This window comes from Sinorhizobium psoraleae, assembly GCF_013283645.1.
Classification (GTDB): domain Bacteria; phylum Pseudomonadota; class Alphaproteobacteria; order Rhizobiales; family Rhizobiaceae; genus Sinorhizobium; species Sinorhizobium psoraleae.
On the sequence record NZ_JABEKV010000001.1, the window covers coordinates 1,560,707 to 1,581,150 of the forward strand.

The 20,444-nt window shown below is 62.1% G+C and carries 18 protein-coding genes and 1 pseudogene; 8 read left to right on the forward strand and 11 right to left on the reverse strand.

Going from position 1 to position 20,444, the window contains the following annotated elements; genetic code table 11:
• Window positions 1-29: 29 nt before the first annotated feature.
• The 4 genes from ILFOPFJJ_RS07200 to ILFOPFJJ_RS07215 all read right to left on the reverse strand — a co-directional run bounded on the left by ILFOPFJJ_RS07200 (window position 30) and on the right by ILFOPFJJ_RS07215 (window position 3,067).
• Window positions 30-842, reverse strand: a complete 813-nt coding sequence (locus ILFOPFJJ_RS07200; RefSeq protein WP_173509840.1) for an anti-sigma factor family protein — start codon at window positions 840-842, stop codon at window positions 30-32.
• Window positions 839-1,393 (reverse strand): RNA polymerase sigma factor, encoded by a 555-nt coding sequence (locus ILFOPFJJ_RS07205; RefSeq protein ID WP_173509841.1) that lies wholly within the window; start codon window positions 1,391-1,393, stop codon window positions 839-841. The genes ILFOPFJJ_RS07200 and ILFOPFJJ_RS07205 overlap by 4 nt, the downstream gene beginning before the upstream one ends.
• Window positions 1,377-1,751 carry a COG4315 family predicted lipoprotein gene (locus tag ILFOPFJJ_RS07210; RefSeq protein WP_173509842.1) on the reverse strand — a complete coding sequence of 125 codons (375 nt, stop codon included), beginning with the start codon at window positions 1,749-1,751 and terminating at the stop codon, window positions 1,377-1,379. The genes ILFOPFJJ_RS07205 and ILFOPFJJ_RS07210 overlap by 17 nt, the downstream gene beginning before the upstream one ends.
• Before the next feature lie 227 nt (window positions 1,752-1,978).
• Window positions 1,979-3,067 (reverse strand): AbrB family protein, encoded by a 1,089-nt coding sequence (locus ILFOPFJJ_RS07215; protein ID WP_173509843.1) that lies wholly within the window; start codon window positions 3,065-3,067, stop codon window positions 1,979-1,981.
• 319 nt (window positions 3,068-3,386) lie between these two features.
• Here ILFOPFJJ_RS07215 and ILFOPFJJ_RS07220 point away from each other — a divergent pair, with 319 nt between their 5' ends.
• The 7 genes and pseudogenes from ILFOPFJJ_RS07220 to ILFOPFJJ_RS07250 all read left to right on the forward strand — a co-directional run bounded on the left by ILFOPFJJ_RS07220 (window position 3,387) and on the right by ILFOPFJJ_RS07250 (window position 12,030).
• Window positions 3,387-4,514 (forward strand): ATP-dependent DNA helicase, encoded by a 1,128-nt coding sequence (locus tag ILFOPFJJ_RS07220; RefSeq protein ID WP_173509844.1) that lies wholly within the window; start codon window positions 3,387-3,389, stop codon window positions 4,512-4,514.
• A 106-nt stretch (window positions 4,515-4,620) separates the two neighbouring features.
• Window positions 4,621-4,764: pseudogene (locus ILFOPFJJ_RS07225) on the forward strand (pyridoxamine 5'-phosphate oxidase family protein); the annotation flags it as partial.
• A 216-nt stretch (window positions 4,765-4,980) separates the two neighbouring features.
• On the forward strand, window positions 4,981-8,076 hold the full coding sequence (locus ILFOPFJJ_RS07230) for an ATP-binding protein (protein ID WP_173509845.1): 3,096 nt from the start codon (window positions 4,981-4,983) through the stop codon (window positions 8,074-8,076).
• A complete protein-coding gene (locus tag ILFOPFJJ_RS07235; protein WP_376741385.1) occupies window positions 8,066-9,298 on the forward strand; it encodes a YcaO-like family protein in 1,233 nt (410 codons plus the stop codon). The genes ILFOPFJJ_RS07230 and ILFOPFJJ_RS07235 overlap by 11 nt, the downstream gene beginning before the upstream one ends.
• Before the next feature lie 8 nt (window positions 9,299-9,306).
• The gene (locus ILFOPFJJ_RS07240; RefSeq protein WP_173509847.1) at window positions 9,307-10,068 is read left to right on the forward strand and encodes a TfuA-like protein; all 762 of its coding nucleotides are present in this window, start codon (window positions 9,307-9,309) and stop codon (window positions 10,066-10,068) included.
• A gap of 35 nt (window positions 10,069-10,103) precedes the next feature.
• Entirely contained in the window at window positions 10,104-11,288 is a 1,185-nt protein-coding gene (locus ILFOPFJJ_RS07245) for a gluzincin family metallopeptidase (RefSeq protein WP_173509848.1), read from the forward strand.
• A gap of 19 nt (window positions 11,289-11,307) precedes the next feature.
• Complete coding sequence (locus tag ILFOPFJJ_RS07250) at window positions 11,308-12,030, forward strand: hypothetical protein (protein WP_173509849.1); 723 nt, start codon at window positions 11,308-11,310, stop codon at window positions 12,028-12,030.
• 76 nt (window positions 12,031-12,106) lie between these two features.
• Here the strand turns inward: ILFOPFJJ_RS07250 and ILFOPFJJ_RS07255 are convergent, their stop codons facing one another.
• The 3 genes from ILFOPFJJ_RS07255 to ILFOPFJJ_RS07265 form a co-directional block, all read right to left on the reverse strand.
• Entirely contained in the window at window positions 12,107-13,726 is a 1,620-nt protein-coding gene (locus tag ILFOPFJJ_RS07255; protein WP_173509850.1) for a methyl-accepting chemotaxis protein, read from the reverse strand.
• Window positions 13,723-14,073, reverse strand: coding sequence for a hypothetical protein (locus ILFOPFJJ_RS07260; RefSeq protein ID WP_173509851.1), 351 nt, complete (start codon window positions 14,071-14,073; stop codon window positions 13,723-13,725). The genes ILFOPFJJ_RS07255 and ILFOPFJJ_RS07260 overlap by 4 nt, the downstream gene beginning before the upstream one ends.
• Window positions 14,074-14,485: 412 nt before the next feature.
• Complete coding sequence (locus tag ILFOPFJJ_RS07265; protein ID WP_246299551.1) at window positions 14,486-14,824, reverse strand: hypothetical protein; 339 nt, start codon at window positions 14,822-14,824, stop codon at window positions 14,486-14,488.
• Between the two features lie 216 nt (window positions 14,825-15,040).
• Between ILFOPFJJ_RS07265 and ILFOPFJJ_RS07275 the strand changes: the two genes are divergently transcribed.
• On the forward strand, window positions 15,041-16,732 hold the full coding sequence (locus tag ILFOPFJJ_RS07275; protein WP_210267322.1) for a winged helix-turn-helix domain-containing protein: 1,692 nt from the start codon (window positions 15,041-15,043) through the stop codon (window positions 16,730-16,732).
• Window positions 16,733-16,911: 179 nt separating this feature from the next.
• Here the strand turns inward: ILFOPFJJ_RS07275 and ILFOPFJJ_RS07280 are convergent, their stop codons facing one another.
• From ILFOPFJJ_RS07280 to ILFOPFJJ_RS07295, 4 genes are all read right to left on the reverse strand, one after another.
• On the reverse strand, window positions 16,912-17,265 hold the full coding sequence (locus ILFOPFJJ_RS07280; RefSeq protein WP_173510180.1) for an EF-hand domain-containing protein: 354 nt from the start codon (window positions 17,263-17,265) through the stop codon (window positions 16,912-16,914).
• Window positions 17,266-17,282: 17 nt separating this feature from the next.
• Window positions 17,283-17,525, reverse strand: a complete 243-nt coding sequence (locus tag ILFOPFJJ_RS07285) for a glycine zipper 2TM domain-containing protein (protein WP_173509852.1) — start codon at window positions 17,523-17,525, stop codon at window positions 17,283-17,285.
• A 295-nt stretch (window positions 17,526-17,820) separates the two neighbouring features.
• Window positions 17,821-18,495 carry a MerR family transcriptional regulator gene (locus tag ILFOPFJJ_RS07290; protein WP_173509853.1) on the reverse strand — a complete coding sequence of 225 codons (675 nt, stop codon included), beginning with the start codon at window positions 18,493-18,495 and terminating at the stop codon, window positions 17,821-17,823.
• Between the two features lie 455 nt (window positions 18,496-18,950).
• On the reverse strand, window positions 18,951-20,066 hold the full coding sequence (locus ILFOPFJJ_RS07295; protein ID WP_173509854.1) for a hypothetical protein: 1,116 nt from the start codon (window positions 20,064-20,066) through the stop codon (window positions 18,951-18,953).
• Window positions 20,067-20,444: the final 378 nt, after the last annotated feature.

Sequence of the window (20,444 nt, forward strand, 5' to 3'; positions counted from 1 at the left end):
CGCCCGGCAGTGCCGCCACGATGCTCTTCTTACGACGCCGATGAGCCCTCGAATTGCCGATAGCATTCGTCGGCGACCTTCTGCAAAAGGTCGCGCGGCACTTCGCCGGTGACGGCGTAGCCGATCGTGCCGTCGATCCAGTAGAAGGTCTCGACCCCGCCCTGGCTCGCAATACGGAAGCTCGTTTCGCGGTTGTCGGTGTTGCGGCCGAGAAGGACGGTCAGCCGCTGGCCGGTGCCGTCCTCATACATCAGCATCGCGCCCGCCTTGCCGTTGACCGGAACCAGCCGACCGCCGACGAGCGAGAAGCCGAGCGCGGAGAGATCGGGAATCCTCAGCTCGTAATCGAGCCGCTTGCCGAGCCAGGTGGAGAGATGCGCCTGCTCGTCGGCGCCGACCTCAACCGGATGGCGCACCTCGCTCGCATAGATGAGGAAGGCCGACTGCGCCTGCCGCGGCAGCGTATCCGGGCCTTGAGCGATCTCAAGCGGCCGGTCGGGGGCGATGATCGCGGGCGCATAGAGGCCGGTGAGCGCGCCGGCGGCAAAGATCAGGATACCGGCGGCGAGGCGGCCAAGGACATGAAGGCGGGATGTCGCTCCCGTCCTGGCCCTTGCCCGGCCCGTAGCCAAAAGAGAGCGGTCGCGTTCGTCGCTGCGGGCATAGCTGGCGAAATGCGATTTCAGCGCTGCGGCCTGCGCCTGCCATTGACGCACTTCCTCCGCGCGGGCCGGATGCTTTTCGAGCCATGCCTCGATGCGCTTGCGCTCCGGCTGGCTCAGGTGGCCATCGACATAGGCGTGCAGCTCGTCTTCGGAGACAGTGTTGAATTCGTCCGTCATTTCGGTCTCCGCAGGGCAATCACATTGTCGTCCTTCATCGCTTCGGCAAGCTGGCGGCGGGCTCGCGACAGGCGCGACATCACCGTGCCGATCGGGATCGCCATCATGTCCGCCACGTCCTGGTACCGGTAGCCTTCGATCACCACCAGCATCAGCACCGAGCGGTTTTCCGCCGAAAGCCCGTCGAGCGCGCGTTCGAGGCGCAGCTTCTCCAGCGGGTCGGCGTTGTCTGCCTCGGAGGCGAGACCGAGTTCGTCATCGAGCTCCACTTCCGGATGCTGCACCCAATGCCTGTGCCGATTGCGGTAGAGATTGGTCATGATCGTGAAGGCCCAGGCGCGCAGGTTCACCCCCCGCCATTGCGCGCGCCGCGCCAGAACCTTCTCGACGCAGTCCTGCAGCAGGTCCTCGCCGTCCGGATCGGACCGGGTGAGGCTGCGCGAATAGCGCCGGAGAGCCGGCATCAAGGCAAGGATATTTTCTTCGAATGGGTCGGGGACGGAAGGTTCCGTCCCCATGCTCCCCTCCTGACCGTCACGGCCGTGCGACATCCCATTCGCCCTTCACGCCGTCACCGGTAATGTCACCCATCTTCTTGTCCTTCACCCAGAAATAAAGTGGCATCCCGTCCTTCGCCCACTGCTTGGTGCCGTCCTTGCGCTCGACGATCGAATAGGCGCCTTCGGCCGTCGCATTGCCTTCCACCATGAAAGGCGGCCAATTCTTGGCGCAGGCATCATAGCAGTTGGAGACGCCCTTCTGGTCGTCTCTGTATGTATAGAGCGTCATGCCGTTCGCTGCGGCCAGCACATTGCCCTTTTCGGATTCGACGGACTTGACCGGCGGCGCGGCAAAGGCGGAAGCGCTTGCAGCAACGCAAATGGCGATGGCTAATGGAAACGTTCTCATGGGAGCTTTCCTTCCTCGATAGTTTTCTTCGGCGGGGGCGAGGGTTTCATCGTCCCGCTCCCGCCGAAATGGAACCGCGTTTCTGGCCGGTTCGCAGGTGAGACACGGAGGGTGGCGGATTTATTCCCTCGGCGCTCGTGATGGTTGCGGTGAGGTTACCCAGGGGGCATGACTGACGCCCCGTGGGGGAACTCTTCGTCTGTCTGGCGAGGCAATACGCGTGCAGCTTAAGCCCGGTCGGCGACGAAGCGGGCGAGCGTCGGACCGAGCAGGGTGATGATCAGCACCCGCACTGTCTGCAGTGCCATGACGAAGGAGACGTCGACATTGCTCGACGTGGCGATGACGGCGATCGAATCGAGGCCGCCGGGACTGGTGGCGAGGTAGGCCGTCAGCGGATCGATGCCAGCGGCAACGATCAAGAGAACCGCCAGCAATCCGGAAAAAGTCATCAGCACCAGGATGGAAATGACCGTCGGAAGCAGCGCGCGGCGGGCATGTGTCAGGATCGGGCGGGTGAAGCCGAGGCCGATGTTCCACCCCAGCATGATGGAGCAAAGCGCCAGCAGCCATTGCGGCAGCTCGGTCGTCAGCGTGCCGGTGATGTTGAGAACGGAGCCGATGGCGAAGGGCACGAGGAAGGTGCCGGCCGGCACGCGCAGGAACTTGCCGAGAAAGCCACCGGCAATCCCGACGGCCAGCGTTGCCAGAAAGGGGAGGCCGGCAATCGGCGCAAACCAGTCGGTCGCCGTCTGTACCTCGGCTCCGGTGACCCACATGTGCGCGACCAGGGTCGCGGCGCTGGCCACGAAGACGACGCGCAGATATTGCATGAAGGCGACAAGCCTTGCATCGGCACCATAGGCATCCGCCATGAGGAGCATCGTCGAGGCGGCCCCGGCCGAAGAGCCCCAGATCGCGGTCGTGCCCGGCAGGATGCGCATCTTCGTCATGGTCCAGCCGCAAAGCGTGCTGACGCCGATGACGGAGAGAACGACGGCGAGGAAGAGGGGCCAGTTGCCGGAAAATGCGACCAGCAGGTCTGGCCGCATCGAGCCGGCGATCATCATCGCCAGGATGAACTGGACGCAGAAGTAAAACTGGCGGGGCAGGCGGATCGTGCCGCCATTCACGCCGACGAGCGCGGCGGCGAGCATAGGGCCTATCAGCAGGCCGGCCGGAAGGCCGATCGTCTCGAGGACCGCCGCGAAGACGAGCGAGACGGGCACGAGCACGCACCACTGCAGCATAGGCGGCAGGCGTCCGATCCCTGCATTTTCCGGCGGGGAGGGGATTGCGGGGTGTTCCGGTCTCAAGGGCCTTCTCCGGGTGTTCTCCGGCGAGTGCGGCGGACGAACGACATGGCGGCGCGGGATGTGCAACGGTTGGTAGCGCATAACCGGAAAGTCGGAAACCGATTTTCGGAAAAAGCGTATGCGCGATTTCAATGACGCCGCCACTTCCGCACCGCGTTGGAGGCAGCGCAGGGTAGAAGCTTTTGCGACCGGGGTTCAAGGTGTGTGGCAAGAAAGTGCTACAGCCCGAGTGGTGCTTTTTCCCGAAACCGCCTTACAGAGGCCGGTGATCGAGAATTCCGCACTTGCACACGGCCCCCGAATCCTGACACTGCGGGCCATGCAGTTCGCTCCGCAACAGGATGAGGCCCTGAAGGCCGTTTCGCGCTGGCTGAAGGAAGGGCGTTCGCCGCTCTTCCGGCTGTTCGGCTACGCCGGAACCGGCAAGACCACGCTCGCCCGCCATTTCGCCGAGCATGTGGACGGCGAGGTGCTGTTCGCCGCCTTCACCGGCAAGGCCGCGCAGGTGTTGCGCTCCAAGGGCGCGGCCAATGCCAAGACCATCCATTCGCTGATCTACCGGCCGCGCGGCGAGGAGGAGGTGGAGGACGAGGAAACCGGCAAGACCTCGATCGCGCCGATGTTCTCGATCAACCGGCAGAGCCCGGTGGCCAAGGCGGCGCTGATCATCGTCGATGAATGCTCGATGGTCGACGAGGCGCTCGGCAAGGACCTGATGAGCTTCGGCACGCCGATTCTCGTTCTCGGCGATCCGGGACAGTTGCCGCCGGTTTCGGGCGGCGGCTACTTCACCAATCAGGAACCGGATTACCTGCTGACGGATATCCACCGCCAGGCGCGCGACAATCCGATCATCCAGCTGGCCATGCAGGTGCGCGAGGGCAGCGAGATCATGCATGGCGACTACGGCACCGCGCAGGTGATCGGGCGCGGGCAGGTGACGCAGGAACTGGTGCTCGAGGCCGACCAGGTGCTCGTCGGCACCAACCGGACGCGGCGGCGCTACAACCAGCGGCTCCGCGAGCTGAAAGGCTTCACCAGCGAATATCCGCAATCCGGCGACAAGCTCGTCTGCCTTCGGAACGATCCGGCCAAGGGGCTGCTCAACGGATCGCTCTGGCAGGTGATGAGCTCCTCGAAGGAAACGGTGAAGCCGGGCATCAACCTGATGATCCGCCCGGAAGACGACGACATGGATCGCGGCGCGGCGAAGATCAAGCTCCTGAAGGCAGCCTTCGAGGACGTCGAGGGAGAAATCCCCTGGTCCACCCGCAAGCGCTACGACGAGTTCGACTACGGCTACGCGCTGACGGTGCACAAGGCGCAGGGCTCGCAGTGGAACAATGTCGTGCTCTTCGACGAGAGCTTTGCCTTTCGCGACACGCGCGAACGCTGGCTCTACACGGCGATCACCCGCGCGGCGGAACGGTTGACGATCGTTCGGTGATGCCTTCGCAAGCCTCGACCGCTCTTCAGTCCCGCCCTCAGGCGGGGCGCGGCGAAATCGCGGAATGTGTGCAGCTTTAAAGGCGCGCCGGTTGCGCCGTCTCCGCTGGGATTCGAATTGCCTTCAGCACATTCCCCAGCGCTTCGGGGCCGCCGACGTCGCGGCCGCACTTGCCGAGCGCAACCGGCGGATCGAGATGCTGGACGCGGAAATCGAGCGGCGCAGGACGCAACGCGCGACGGTTGATTGACTTTCCACCGCCGACGATCAGTATTTGCTTATGTTATAGCTTCCACGAGCGAATCTGGAAGAGAGCAGCCTCTGCGTTTGAGCAGACGCGGCTCTGCTGTCCGGGATTGCCTCGGTCGGAATCGACACATGGACGAGATCATGCAGCAATTCAGGGCATTGCAGCGACCGTAGCGCGACTGGGCAGTTGCGCTACGGCAGGGGGCGGGAGTGGTGCATGCTTCGCGAGAGCCGGATCAACACACCACGGCAATCGACCAAGCGCTCACGGCGCGGTTCACCCGCGCAGGACAGCGAGCGGCGCATCGTGACCGCGCTTTGCTACGATCTCGTCGGCTCGACCAACCTGATGCAACGCATGGACATCGAAGACTACCAGGAACTGATGACCGCGTTCCAGGTGGCGGCGAGGCGGTCGATCGCTTCCCATTCGGGCATCATCCAGCACGAGGCGGGCGACGGCGGGGTGGCGCTGTTTCCGATCGAGCTCGACGCGAAGGACGCGGCTTCGCTCGCCATCCGCGCCGGGCTGGACATCATCGACGGCTGCAGGCGTGTCGGCCGGGAGGCGGGACGCGACGATCTGCACGTTCGGGTCGGTGTCGCGACTTCGATCGCGCTCGTCAACGAGGCAAAGATGGAGAATTGGACGCAGGAGCCCGTCACCGGCGCGGCGCTGGCGATGGCGACCCGCCTGGAAGGCATCGCGGTGCCGGACAGCGTCCTGGTCTCCGAGGACACGCGCAATCTGGCGGGCCGGTCGCACGCCTTCGTGTTCCAGGGCAGCAAGGTGCTCAAGGGATTCTCCGAGCCCGAGAAGGTTTGGCGCGCGTTCGGACACAAGATCGAGGTCAATCGTTTTTACGCCTATGGAAGGCTCGGCGGCCCGTTCATCGGGCGCGAAAGCGAGTTGGCTGCGATCACCAGCGTCTGGAATGGCGTGCTTGCCGGGCAGGGCGAGGTGGTGCTGATCGAGGGGGAGGCGGGCATCGGGAAGTCCCGGCTGTTGCGGGAGGTCCGCCGAAAAACGCGCGACCGGCGGTCCAAACTGTTTTTCTTCCAGTGCCTGCCCGGCGGATTCCGCTCGACGCTGCATCCGCTGCGAAACAGTCTTCCCGGCGGCATCTCGGAAGCCGGCGGGCAATTGACGGCCGCAGCCGTGGCGAACCTCTTCGCACGGAACGGAATTTACGACGCGGAAGCCACCGATGTCTTCGCCTATTTGCTCGGAGCGCAGGGAGGAAACGGACTTCTGTCCGGCAGCGATCCGAAGGCGATCCGCGGAAAGGCGCATCGGGCCGTGTTCCGCGCGCTGCAGGCGGCTTGCCGGAACGGGCCGGTCGTCGTGATAGTCGAGGACGTGCACTGGATCGATCCCACCTCGCAGGACCTGCTGGCGGAAGCCGCGCAGGCCGTTCACGAGCTCCCGATCCTTCTCGTCATCACCTCGCGCCCGCGGCCTCACCCGGCGGGATCTCGGCTGGCTGGCGGCCAGGCCCATTGGCTCGACGCGGCAAATCCGACGCGACTTTCCCTTCATGCGCTCGATCGCGACGAAACGCGGCTGGCGATCGAGGCGAGATGGCCTGAGCACAGGCTCTCCATGCTTCCCGAGCTCTTCGACGTGACGGAAAGAATATCGGGCGGCGTTCCGCTCTTCATCGAGGAGATCTGCCAATGGGTGTCGGAAAACGTCGGCACCGACACGATGAACCTCTCGGAAAGCGTCAAGCCCAGCCACGTCTCGGCCTTCGAGGGAATCCTCGACGCGCGCCTCCAGCATCTGGGTCCCGCCCGGGACGTCGCGCGAGCGGGGGCAATCGCCGGCACCCAGTTCACGCTGCCGCTGCTGCGCGCGCTCTTGCCGGATTTCAGCAAGAAGTCGCTGGCGAGTGCGGCAGATAGGCTCTGCGAGACGGGATTTCTGATGCGGATGAGAGCGCCGGGGCGCGTCGCCTACGGGTTCCGGCATGTGCTGATCCAGGAGACGATCTACAACGGGCTGTTGCGCAAACAGCGGCAGACATTGCATCGCCGCCTTTTCGGCGCCGTCAGCCAGGAGCGTCATCTCGCCGCCTGGATCGACACCGGCGAACTCGCGGAGCACGCCGAACGGGCGGGGCTGCTCTCAAACGCCGTCGAACTCTTCATCGCAGCGGGAAAAGAAAGCTCGAGCCGGTCGGCGATGATCGAGGCGCGCCAATATCTCGAACATGCGCTGGCGCTTTGCGAGCGACTCGGCGCGGGGCACGCCGTCGAGCCGCTGCAGCTTTCGGCGCTGATCGCGCTTGGCCCGATCCTCACCGGACTGGTGGGCTTGAATTCGCCGCCCGCCCGCAAGCTCTATGAGGACGGTGTGGAGATTGCCCGCCGGCAACCGATGGAAGACCAATACAAGTGGTTCCCCATCTATTGGGGCTGGTGGCTTACGGGAGCCGATTTTCGCGTCATGCATGATCGCGCCTTGCAGGTGCGGATGATGTTGGCCGAGACGGAAGATCCGGAAATCCGGCTGCAGATCAACCATTGTATCTGGGCGATCGATTTCAATCTTGGTCACCATCGCGAAACGCAGGCTGCGATCGAGGCGGGTCTCGCGCTCTACGACGAACAGTCGGCGAAAACAGGCCGAACGCTCTACGGAGGTCACGACGCCAAGGTTTGCGGTCTCGGGCAACTGGCGCTTTCGCTGTGGTTGACCGGCCAGTCGAAGTCATCGGATGCGGCGCTTTCGAAGATGATAACCTTTGTGGACCGTATCGCACATACGCCAAGCAAGGCGCACTCGCTTGATACTGAAGCGGTTTCGGCCTTCTACCGCGACGATTTCGAGCGCCTCATCGATATTTCAGGACGGATGGCGGATTTTGCGAGGAAGCACGAGATGCAATCCCTGACCGGCTTGTCGCTTCTTTTCGAAGGCTGGGCACGTGCGCATCTCGAGAATCTGGCCAGCGGCCACAGGACGTTTCAAAGCGGGCTCTCGCTCCTGAAGCAACTCGGTGCTGTGATAGACCTGCCGATCTACCTCTATATGCATGCGACCATGCTGGGTCTTGCGCAGAAATACGAGGCGGCGATCGACGTCGCGAACGAAGCGATCGAAAAAGCCAAGGAAACCCATCACGCCTATTGGCTCGCCGAACTTTACCGATGCCGCGCCGTCCTTCATGCACGGAACAATGCGACCAAGGATGTTGTCGTTGCGGATTTGCGGTCGGCCCTGGAAATTGCTGAACGCCAGGGGGCGACGGCCCTTCTCAGGCGGGCGCAGCGCTCGATGCGGGAGCTTGGCGTTGCCATTGAGCGTTGAACACGAACCCACGCAGGTGAGGGACCGAGCGCTCTCCGGCGCGGCGCTTTCAGGATTTCGGGACGCGATCCGTTCCGGTCTGAGAAATCCTTTCTCCGCGCCTACAGGGCCAGAAGAAGCGGAACTGTGCCTTCGGACGATTCTACCGCTCTGTCGCCGAGTGCGGATAACGCGGGTGGCGGATTTGACCGGGCTCGACCGCATCGGCCTGCCGGTCGTACAGGCGGTTCGGCCGGCTGCGCTCTCGGAAGTCACGTCGCTCGGGCGCGGCCTTTCCATAGCGGAGGCCGCGGTCGGGGCGATCATGGAATCGCTCGAGCGGTTCTACGCCGAATCGATCGCGCCGGACCGCGTTTTCCTCGCCACCGCCGACGATCTCGGACTGGTGGCGGGCCTGTTTGAAAATCTCCTGGCACCCGGAGTTGAGCCGACCTGGCGGAAAAGGGAAATCCCCTGGATCGTCGGGACAGACCTCGCCACGGGAGGCCTGCAGCCAATACCGTTCGAACTTGTCCACGCCTGCTATACCGAACCGCCGCCTGCCGGCGATGGCCTGTTCACACGCACGACGACCGGTCTTGCCTGTCACATGTCAGCCTATGGTGCATTCCTGCACGGACTGTTCGAGTGTATCGAGCGTGACGCAATCGCGCGCGCCTTCGCCACGCACGGCTTCTTCGACAGGATGCGGATCGCTCCCTCAGGGCTCAGTGAAAAAGTCGATCACATCCTGTCAGTTGCCGCGGAGTGGGGGGTATCGTTCGGGCTGTGGTTGGCTCCCTCACCAACCGGTGTTCCCGTCGTCTGGTGCCAGTCGATCGAAACCGGCCCTGGCGAACCGATCCTGGCGCTGCCGACCGAGGGCTATGCGGCTGGCCCAAGCGTCGCGGCCGCGGCCTTGAGCGCAATGCTGGAAGCCTTGTCGGCACGCGCCGGCGCCATATCGGGCGCGCGCGACGACCAGACCCGAGGGCATTACCGAAGAAGCACGGACGCAGTCGTTTCTGAGGCGCGTCAGTTCATTCTCGATGGCGGTTCCGCAATGAGACATGTTTCGGACGAGGCACCCGTGCCTGCCGATCTCTCTTCGCTGCTGGAGAGGACGCTGGCGGCAGGGCTCGGACCCGTGCTGGCCGTGCCTGTCGGCTCGGACAATGAAACGGGCGTTGAATGCGTAAGGGCCATTCTTCCGGGGGCAACGCCCTTTTCCATTCTGCGGTAACGACGCCGATGAATGAGAACCAAGGTCCAATCCTGGTGTTTCTTGGCCCGACGCTCAGGCTCACGGAAGCGGAGGCGGTGCTCGATGCCATCTATCTGAGACCCGTGGCGCAGGGGGATATTCTGCTTGCCGCCCATGCATTTCGTCCGCGTGCGATGGTTCTGATCGACGGACAGTTCGAGGACAGGCCGGCCGTCCGGCACAAGGAGATCCTGTGGGCAATGGCGCAGGGAATCGTGATCATCGGCGCCGCCAGCATGGGAGCGCTCAGGGCGGCGGAACTCGGCGATTTCGGCATGATCGGCATCGGCCTGGTTTACCGGTGGTATCGGCGCTGGTGGCTGGCGCCCGATGATGCTGTTGCCGTTCATTCAGGCCCCGCAGAGCTTGGCTTTCCACCGCTGACGGACTCGCTCGTCGATCTTCAGCGAACGTTGTCGCGCCTCATGCGCCGCAATTTAATCGGCGCCGGCGAGCGCGACCGGCTCACAACAATCGCGCGAAAGATGAACTTTCGGGGCCGCTCCCTCGACACGGTCCTGCGGGCCGCCGGGTGGCAGGATGACGAAGTGAAAAAGCTGCGAAGCGAAATCGTGGGACAGAAGAAGCGCGACGCGCTCCTTGCGCTGCAGCGCGCTCCGGGCCTTGCTACGCAGCGCGCGGAGGCGCGCGGTCCCGCTGATTGGGTTGCGACGAACACCTTCATCCGCGATCTGGAGGCTGGTGGCATTGACTCAAATTTAGCAAACACTTATAAATTGAATCCGTAATTGCCGGATTTTCCATCGAGGGGGGCAATTGTGCTATGCGTCTGCTTGGGGACGATGCCCTCGAATCGGCAAATGCGCGCCTTGGTACGCGCTTCTGGATATTTCCTCAGCCGCCCTTCATTCCCGGATATGAGCAGCCGGACCGCGTGTGGCTTTCGATACCGCGCGACGAAATCGGCGAGGGGCCGAGCGACCCGACCATGTATGTGGTCGATCCGCTCCTTGACAAGCACCCGTACGCCTCCAATCAACTCCCGCCGTTTGATGGTGCCAGGCGTCCTCCGCCAAGCCCCGGTCCGGACCGCCACTTCGACAATATGCGACCTGACTCGAGAGCATTTCTTGGCGTACACGCCTATGCCTGCGTGCATTTCGTTCTCGACATCTGGCAGAGCTATCTGGGGCACCCGATCCGATGGTTCTTCAGCCAGACCTTTCCGAGGCTTGAGATCGTCGCCTTCGTAAACTGGGACAACGCACAGGCGGGCTACGGTTTCCTGGAACTAGGGTGTTCCGATATCGGTGGCATAAGGCGGCCTTACGCGTTGAATTTCGACGCGATCGCCCATGAGGTCGGCCACCTCATCCTGCTTTCAGAGACAGGAATCCCGACAGCCCCGACACAGGGGGACGACTTCTTTCCATTCTCGGAAGCTTTTTCGGACGCGGTGTCGCTGATCTCGTTCCTGCATTTCGACTCCGCCATCGACCGGCTGCTGCGGCGAACGAGAGGCAATCTGCTGCTTTACAATGAACTCAACCGCTTTGCGGAAACGAGCCCGGAGACGCAGATCCGCCTCGCCACCAATTTCCGCCGCGTGTCCGAGACGACGCAGAACGTGCATGACCGAGCACTTCCGTTCGTCGGCGCCATCTTCGACACCATCGTCGAACTTTATCATCGGGAGCTCGTTGCGCGCGACTGCGCCGACATACGGCTCGTGGATATCGATATACGAGACCTGGCGCAGGATGACTTCGACCGGTTCCGCCAGATGACCGAGGATGCCTTCCAGATCAAACCGATGATCTTCAGATTGGCGCTGACCGCTGCCCGCGATGCCGTTGGCCAGGCTATCGCGGTCGCGCTGTGGTCACTCGATCCGAACACGCTGCGGCTCGATCAGGCGGCATACGCCGTGATTGCCGCTGCTCAGGGTCCGGCGGCTGGCCTGCTGGAGTCGAATTTTGCATGGCGTGAGATCATCAATCGAAGATAGAGCTCGGAAGGAGAGGAACATGAGTGATTGTTGTGGAAATCCAAGCTTGTTCACTGACCGGCACGAAATAACGGGACGCAGGGATCCGTACAATCCCGGAGAAATAAGGCTCTACGGAAGGCCCGGTAATATCTTTAAAAAGTCACAAGATTCAAATGAGGATAATGAGTATTACAAGGAAAAAATGGAAGAACTTCTGAGGGGAAATCCGAAAATTTCACCAGAAAACTATGGCGACATTATTGAAGCAATGGGAATTATGATTAATGAGGTTATTAAGAAGCCGGGTATCATTGCTGCAGAAAACGTCATAATTGCGGTAAAAACATCCCAATATTTCCATTATATATCAGTTGATACCGGGGTGAGCGGTGGCTTTGAGAGTGTTGGGGTAATTTACGGCTATGCCTATGAAGGGCATTGCTACAAACTGCCGAAGCCGCAGATCATGATTCTGCCAGTCTCCCCGCACAAGATCGTCGCAGCGAAATGTAAGTGCGAACGCGAAGACGAAGACGAGCATGAGCGTGAACATGATTGCAACTGCGGATGCGAGTGTGGATATAGCGCGAAGCTTGGCTATGTCGTTTGGTCAGTCGACAAGCTCGAACGGGCGGTGGCTCTCGACGTTCGCTCCGATGACCTCAAGACCCTGGTGCTCGACGAGAATATGCCCGGCAATCGCTCACCATTGGCTTACGCGCAGTCAATGGCTCTAGCGCCGCAGCGGCATCGCGATTGATTGAAATGCAGTTTTGCACCGCGCTGCAGATGGGTTCATGGCGATCCCGACAAAGCATTGCCGGGATCGCCAAGCGTTAGGCGACCTTCTGGAGCCCGGAGACGCGGTGCGCCGCCGCGGTGTTCCGTGCCGTATCCCCCAGTTGGAAATGCGCGATCAGTTCGCGAAGCTGGGCCGCCGCGTCGGCGAGCGCTGCGCCTGAGGCGGTCGCCTCCTCGACCATGGCGGCGTTCCGCTGGGTAACCTGGTCCATCTGGGTGACGGCGGCGTTGACGCCGACGAGCTCCGAGGACTGTTCGCGCGCGGAGAGCGCGATTGCATCCATGTGCTCGTTGACGGTCGCGATATAGGTTTCGATCGCGCTCAGCGTCGCACCGGTCTCGCTGACCAGCTTGACCCCGTTCTGGACCTCGGCGCTTGAATTGCGGATGAGTTCCTTGATCTCCTTGGCAGCCTGGGCGGAGCGCTGCGCCAGTTCGCGCACTTCCTGCGCGACGACGGCAAATCCCTTGCCCGCTTCGCCGGCCCGCGCGGCCTCCACGCCGGCATTCAAGGCCAGCAGATTGGTCTGGAAGGCGATGTCGTCGATCACGCCGATAATGCTGGAAATCTGTGTCGACGATTGTTCGATCCGGCCCATTGCATCGACGGCTTCGGAGACGATCCTGCCGGACTGCAAGGCGCTGGTATTGGCCTGCGCCGCGACGACGCGAGCTTCCTCCGCCCGCTTGGACGCGTGGGTGACGTTGGCGGTGATCTGGCCGAGGGCGGCTGCGGTCTCCTCCAGCGACGCGGCCTGCCGCTCGGTGCGCGTCGAGAGTTCGCCGGAGCTCCGGCTGATATCGCGCGAGTTGCCATCAATGGCGCCGGCAGCCCGCGCCACGCCTTTCAAGGTCGCACTGAGTTGCGAGACCGCGCCGTTCAGGTCGTGGCGAAGCGCCTCGAAATCCGGCGCGAAAGGCTGGGTGAGCTGGAAGGCAAGATCGCCCGCTGCCAGCCGGCGAAGGCCGGCGGCAAGTCCGGACGTGGCCTCTTGCAGACGCATGCGCGCGGCCTCTTCCGCTTCCGCCGTGAGACGAACCCGCTCGGCTTCGGCCTGGAGGTCGGCCGCTCTCGCTCGCTCAGCCATCTCGGCGTTTTGACGATGGGCTTCTTCGGCTTCGTGCGTCGCCTTTTCCGCCGAAACCAACGCGGAAACCAGTGAGAAGACCATCGCGATAAGAACCGCGCTTTCCAGCGTCAGGATGACCGCGTGGAGCAACACGCGCGAAAAATCCGAGCTTTGCGGGAAAACCGCGAAAGGCGAGACAAAATAGAGCAGCAGATGATGAACGCTGACGAGCGCCGCATAGCCGACGATCGCGCGCCAGTCGATCCAGGCGGCGCAGATCGCGAGGCTGGCGAAGAAATACATGTGCATGTCGATCTGCAGCGGCGAGCCGGAAAAGGCAAAAACAAGAAGGGCAACCGTGGCCGCGTGGGCCATTGCAGTGACGATCCGGGTCGTCGGCCCCGTCCTGTCGCGGATCCAGCCGATGGTTGCCGACGCCACGATGACGATGGCGGCGCCGACGGCGAGGCGGTCGAAGCCGTCCGCGCGCATCGCGGTCGTGAGGGCGATCAGTGCGACATTGATCCAAAGAAGCGCGACGATCCCCGGCGACACCTTCTGGCGAATTTTTTCGAGAGCGCTCATTTCAAACCTTCCTGCGAGCAGGCCATCGAGAGGCCAGCATTGAGAACAAGCAGTGCGCCGGCATGCAGCAGCTTCGCCGGGAAATCTTCGGAATCGGCATGCGCCAGTGAAAGCCACGGCAGCCCTCCGCTGGCGACGAAGGAGCCGCCGGCAGCGGCGATCACCGACATGGCTTTTTGCGGCGGCTCGTTCGGGTGCGTAACGACAAGCACAAGGGGGCCGCGGGGCATCGCCCAGACGGAAAGGACAAGAAGAACAAAAAGCAGGAAATGAATGCAAAGCGCTGCTTTATTGACCGGACGTTCCCCGCGCCGCCCGGTATCATCGTGACTCAGGCGCGTTGCCATGAGAGTATTTTTCCGTTTTCCTCAAGAGGCTTGCGCCCGTGATGAAGCGTCTTCCTCGTCCCCCGATCTGCACAACCAGAGTTTGCTAAAAATATTGATTTAACGTTAAACGGATAAAGGTGAGCGCAAGTTGTTTCCGGCGTGTTGCCAGTCATCTTGAGAGATGGTTCTTCGCGCTGGGTTCGCTCTACATGGATAAAGCTATCACGATCGCGCGTATTGAGGGGGGGCGACGTGAGGCGGGCTCAATTGGAACAGTAACGGACTGCTTTCGGGGCCACATTCCTTGCGCGCAGGCAGACGACCGGGAACGCCTCTGGACCGAGACACCCGACCCTTGGCTGCATGCGTCTTGTCGCTGTGCCAATCCTTTTACGAGGACTTCGAGGGTTTCCTTCGCAGGGCAGTGCCTTCAAACACCATCAGGCGGCGCAAAGAAGCAGTTCATGTGCTCCTCCGTGGGATGAAGGCAAATGTGAAAGTCGTTGTCGCCCGATGGAATTTCGTCCCCGTAGGGGATCAGGAAGCGCTGCTTTTTCGTCACCAGGTGGTGGTCGCCTGGATGGAGTACCACCGAAAATCCATGTCGGCCTTTGCTGACATCTCTACCCGGAATGGCCTGGCAGTCACCGGTCGCATGATCGCCCTTGCAGCATGCCGGCGGATAGGTCCAGTCGCTGCCGGTCGGATGCGCTTCGACATGAGTGAGGAGACCAAGAAAGGCTCCGGCTGCGAACAAGGCAGAAGGCATTGTTGGCGTTTGGATCATCTGAGTCCCTCGATCCGGACTGATGTGCTGGATCAATCAATCTGCGTCGACTGCGCGGATAAAGTAACGAAGGGGTGCCGATCAATTGCCGAAATTATCCCGAAGCGCCACATCGGGCGGCATTTCAGGCAGCCCAAGTGTTTGCTAATATTTCGGCGCGGCGTTTCCAAGAATTACCCGGCGGAGGGAGGGCGCGGCATGGATGTCCGGTTACCCGATGCATTCACATTCAACGGCGTAACCGCGGATTTTCGCGTGGGGTTGTTGCATGATGGTCAGGGTCGCGACGTGATGTTGCGGCCGCAGGCTTTCGCCGTCCTGACATATCTCGCCGACCATGCCGGACGGGTCGTGACCAAAGACGAACTGATCGAAGCGGTGTGGGGTCGTGTCGCGGTGACCGACGATAGCCTCGTGCAATGTATCGCCGACATTCGCAGGGCTTTCGGCGACAACGCGCACGCAGTCATCCGTACAGTGCCGAAACGGGGCTATATGCTGTCGGTGTCGCAGGCCGAGGCCGCTGGGGTTCCGCCGAAACGGTGGAGGTGGAAGGCGGCCGTTGCTGCGATTTGCTTGGCGATGATCGCTGCTGTTGCAGGCTGGCCGCTCCTCAGGCCCGATCGCTATGACGCGCAGCGCAGCCGTGTACCGTCGGTCGCCGTCTTGCCATTCAATAGCATCGGCGACGAAGCCGCCCAGCGCCTTGCCGATGGACTCACCGAGGACATCATCACCGATCTGGCGCGCTTTCCCGAATACGCCGTCATCGGCAGCAACTCGACCGCCATCTACAAAGGGAAAGCCGTCGATCCGCGGGAAGTCGCAGCTGCATTGCATGTTGGCTATGTCATCGAAGGCTCGATCCAGCGGGAGGCAGGTCGAACCCGCATTGCCGCACGCCTGATCGACGCGGCCAGCGGCGAGGACATCTGGTCCAATCGGTGGGATCAGCCGGACAGGGATATCTTCGCCGTCCAGAACGAAATCGCCGAACAAATTGCAAACCGCCTCGGAGGCGGCGCGGGGCTCATACAAGAGGCGGGGCGGAACGCCGCCCGCCGCAAGCCGCCGGAAAATCTATCCGCATACGAGCTCTACCTGCTAGGTACGGAGAAGCTGGAACTCTTCACCAAATCCGACGTGGAAGAAGCCATCCGGCTCCTCACGCGCGCCGTTGAAATCGATCCCGGGCTGGCGCGCGCCTGGGCGGAGCTCTTCCACTCCTATTGCGTATGGCGGAGCTTTGGCGCCGACTGGGACACGGCAACGCGCAAGGCCGACGAAGCCGCAGAAATGGCGGTCCGACTAGACCCCGGCGACCCCGAAGCGCACGCGGTTCTAGGGATGAGTCTGGGAGGGAGAGGCGACTTTGTGCGCGCGAAGGCTGAATTCGACACTGCACTTCGCCTGGCGCCGGGGGCGGCGGAAATCCTGATTTTCTATATCGGCTTAGCATCGACGCTTGGCGAAGCCGAGCGCGGCGCTGAACTGATCGAACAGGCGATAAGACTCGATCCGAACTACCCGATGTGGGCCTCGGGCCCGTTTGCCTATGCCTATTTCATGGCAGGCCGTTACGAAGACAGCCTCCGCATGCTCGACCGTGTGACGACCGCCAACTACAACCGCGACAAATGGGTCTTCAAGGCGGGATCTCTAGCCGCTCTCGGGCGAACCGCCGAGGCGAAGTCCTGGGTCGAGCAGGCGCTGAAGGTCTTTCCAGACCTCAACGCCGAGCTGATGAACAACGATCCGGGCTACAACGAGGCCGAACATCGGCGCCTTGTGGAGACAATGCGGCTGGCGGGCTTTCCGCTTTGCCTTACAAAGGAGCAACTGGACAAATTCGAAAAGCCGCGGCGCCTGCCTGAATGCCAGAAGTCGTGAGGCGGGTAGCGCTACAGCGCCGCGCGTCTTGTCAGACGCACAAAGAACGCTATAGCACCTTGAATCGCTGCATGTTTTCCTTAAAGCGGCTTCGTCAAGGAAGCATGCAGCAGGCGCGCAACCGCCGATAGCGTTGGCTGATCGGGCTCACGTGCTCGCTGGATGCGCCGGCATGTCTTCTACTGAAGATTACCGTCGCCGCTGCGGTCGGCTGTCTTGAAGTCGGCCATGACCCGGTTCAGGAACTCGTTTTGGCTGAGCCTGCCGTCGCGGTTGGCGTCAGTAGCGGCAAACTGCTGCGTGTTCAGAACCTGCGCCACTTCTTCGGAGCGCAGGCTGCCGTCCTTGTTCTTGTCCAGACTCGTGAAGGCCGACGTCATGAAGGCCTGGTATTCGGATTGGTCGACCGCGCCATTCCTGTCACGGTCGAGCCGATCCATCTGGCCCTGATTCATAGCCGCCGGTTGATTTTGCGCCCCGGCCGTAATGGCCGTAGAGAATGCGAATGCCGTCAGCAGGACTAGTCTTTTCATCATCTCGACCCTTCGCATCAATAGCAGGTCAAGGCATTGCCGCCCGCAGCACCCAGCGCAGCGCCGCTGCCAACAGCCCAGAGCTGACCGGTTCCCGAACCGATCGCCGCGCCGGCAAAGCCGCCAACGACCGCGCCGCCGACCGTGCCGGCGATACAACCGAACTCGCCAGCGCGTCCGGTCGATCCTGTCGTCGCAGATTGGCAGCCGGACAGGGCGAGGCCGCCTGCGAGAATGAGAATTGTCGTGAGCTTGCTCATTTTTTCCTCCAAGTATATCCGGCCGAATTCAATAAAGATCGGCGGACACGCCATTTACTGGCGCCGGATGGAAATAAGCTTCTGAATAGGGCTCTCGAATTTCGAGAGGCTCTTCTGCTCTATCAGAAGCATATCGCTGACAAGACATGCAGTCCGCGGATAAAGACGTACACGGCTGTGGGCAAAATACTACTGCTGCGCAGGGGCGATGACAACTGCGCGGGGCCGCTCTGCTCGTCAAATATTGCGACAGGCCGTATCGGTCTGTGGTCGGCGTTATCGTTTCGTTCGATCTCTATTCCGACGCGATCACTCCGGCGAGAACCGCCTTGGCGACAGCCTGGAAGCGATTGTGGGCGCCGAATTTGCGGATGATCCCGGATTCAAGCGTGAGCGCCGCGGTCAGGTCCATGTCCATCAGCCGGGCGATGCGCGAAGCCGAATAACCTTCGGCCATGAAGCCCAGGCAGTCGGACTCGATCGGCGACAGGTGCACATGCTCCGCTGCCGTCGGATCGTCTTCGCCCTCCACCGATCTCGCTTCGAGCAACTCGGCGATCTTCTGCATCTGGCGGCGCAGGATCGATTGCTGGGCGGCGAGCTCGCGGCGACGCGCCTGCAGGGCAGCGTCGAACAGTTCGTCGGCCCGCTCCTGGTTTTCCGCCCGGTCGAGTGCCGCCATCAGTTCCTGGATCGCGGCGATCGGCATGTCGATTTCCCGGCAGGCGTTGATCACCGCCATGCGGCGGATATGGTCCTCGCCATAGACGCGCATCGGCCCCATGCGCGCGGCGGTCAGCAAGCCTTTTTCTTCGTAGAAATGCAACGTCCGGTGCGTCACCCCGAAAACCTCCGCCATCTCGGCGATGGCGAGCCGGTCGTCCGGGCCACGGTATGGAACGGGCAGTTGCGGCAGGAAGCCGACAGGATCGTCCTTGGCGCCCGCCTGTTTCCAGGAATCTTGCGGCATGTCCAATGTCCCCCACTCGAGCGTCCGGAAGGCGTTGCAACCCGCCGACCAAGACCTTCTCCTCCAGCCAAGCGTCCGGCCGGTCGCCGACCTCGACACCTGCTGCTCGTGGGACACATCCGCGCAAGGCGCGGTTACTGCTGACCAATGTGCATGCCTGCGACCAAAACCCAGGACGCCGCAGGTCCGACTAGCTGGAACCCCGTTACGCGTTCGCCGAACGCGCGGTGCTCCAGTGAGCAACCCGGCATGAAATCCAACGCACGCACACACGGTAAGTGCGAATCACGCAAATGAACAGTCTTAATATTGCAGGGAAAAATGCGCTTTCACGCGTCGCACCAGCAGAGCCAAAAGCGTCGCGTGTGCAGCCGGACGCGCAGAGGGGTGCTCTAGAACTTCGAATGTAGAGCATCTTTTCTGCTTTCAGTGATACCACCTGACAGCGGAATGCCTTAGTGGCCGATAATCTTGAGCGGGCTGTTGGCGGAAATGATGAAGAACGGCTCGTCGCCCTTGAGCGGACCGAGCTTCTGCTGGCAGTCCCAGGCCTTCTGGAAGCTGTCGCGCGTGAGCAGCCGGCGGTAGCGCGCCGTCGCGGTCATGCATTCCATGAGCGTGCTCTGGACCTTCTCCGCGGCGGTGTGGGCGTAGATCTCGCCGTCGAGCGCGAAGAGCTTTGCGGCAAGCGAGGTGCTCTCGTAGAGAATGTCCGGCTCGCTCGCCAGCCGTTCCGCGGTGATGAAATCGTGCCGCAGCGGGATGCCTTCGCCGTCATGCGAGAGCGTGATGCGGATGCCCGCTGCAGGCGCGTCGTACCAGGTGAGATTGATCGAGAAGGCCAGAGCCTGATTGCTGGAGGCTGGCGCGCCTTCGCCCTCGACCGCGCTCGCCCTGGCAAGCGTTTTGTGGCGAAGTGCGGCCTCGCGCAGCGCCTTTGCGAAATGTCTGGTGCCCTTGTGTTCGGGGCCGGTTACGCCGACGCGGACGGACGGCAAGCCGCGGATGGCGGCCATCGGCCCGTCGACGAGCTTGGCCTCCGCGTCGATGTCCAGCGTCATCTCGGGGGAGGGCAGGGGCGCGAAGAGCAGAAGCGGCAGGACGCTCAGCACCGCCCAGGGAGAAGAAAATGGCGCCGGCTGCCAGGGAGCGCGGCGTCCGGACGAGGGTTGGCGGGTGCTCTTTTCCTGCCGGACCGAAACCGCGACCGTCTCGGCAGCGGCGCCGTGCATGCGGCGGTACTCCGGGACATAGGTTCCCTTCGGAATGGTGATCTGCCACTTTTCGTCGGCGCCGTCGGTGTCGTAGAAGGTCTTGAGCAGCTTGCGCAACTTGCCGGCATGGACGCGGACAAGCGGGTCGCCGTCTGCATCGAAGGTCTGATCGCGGCCGAAGACGTCGACGCCGATCGAATATCCCTTTAGTTGCGCGCCTTCGCCGATCATTTCCTTCTCGACGACATAGGCAAGGAAAGCGCGCAGCCTTTCGCTTCGCCGAAAGCCGCGGCTGTCGAGGATCCGGCGCAGCGCCAGCCGAATCGTCTCGTCGCAGGGCCTTTCGGCTGGCGTCATCGATGTTGCTCCAAGGGATGCGGCGGAATGCCGGGACAGAGATCGCCGGGAAAAAACAACTTAAATCTGATTCGGAGCTTAAGCCCAAAAATGGCGGTTGTCAGGTTCGATGGCGATAAGTCGCACTTTTCTTAAATGCGACTCACTTGCGTGCTGCGGGAGCGGCAGGTCGCACGCCCGCGCCCGTCCCGAGAGCGCGGCTCACGATCTTGAACGCAATGCCTGGGCGCGCGGAATGCGCGGCTCCGCATTCACCCGCCGTTGCGGTAGTCGAGCTCCGGATACAACTACTTGAAATAGTTGACTTTATTGCACACTGGAACTTGATTTTCCTAACGATACTCCCAATATGGCTGCATGTGTTGTCACTACTGACTT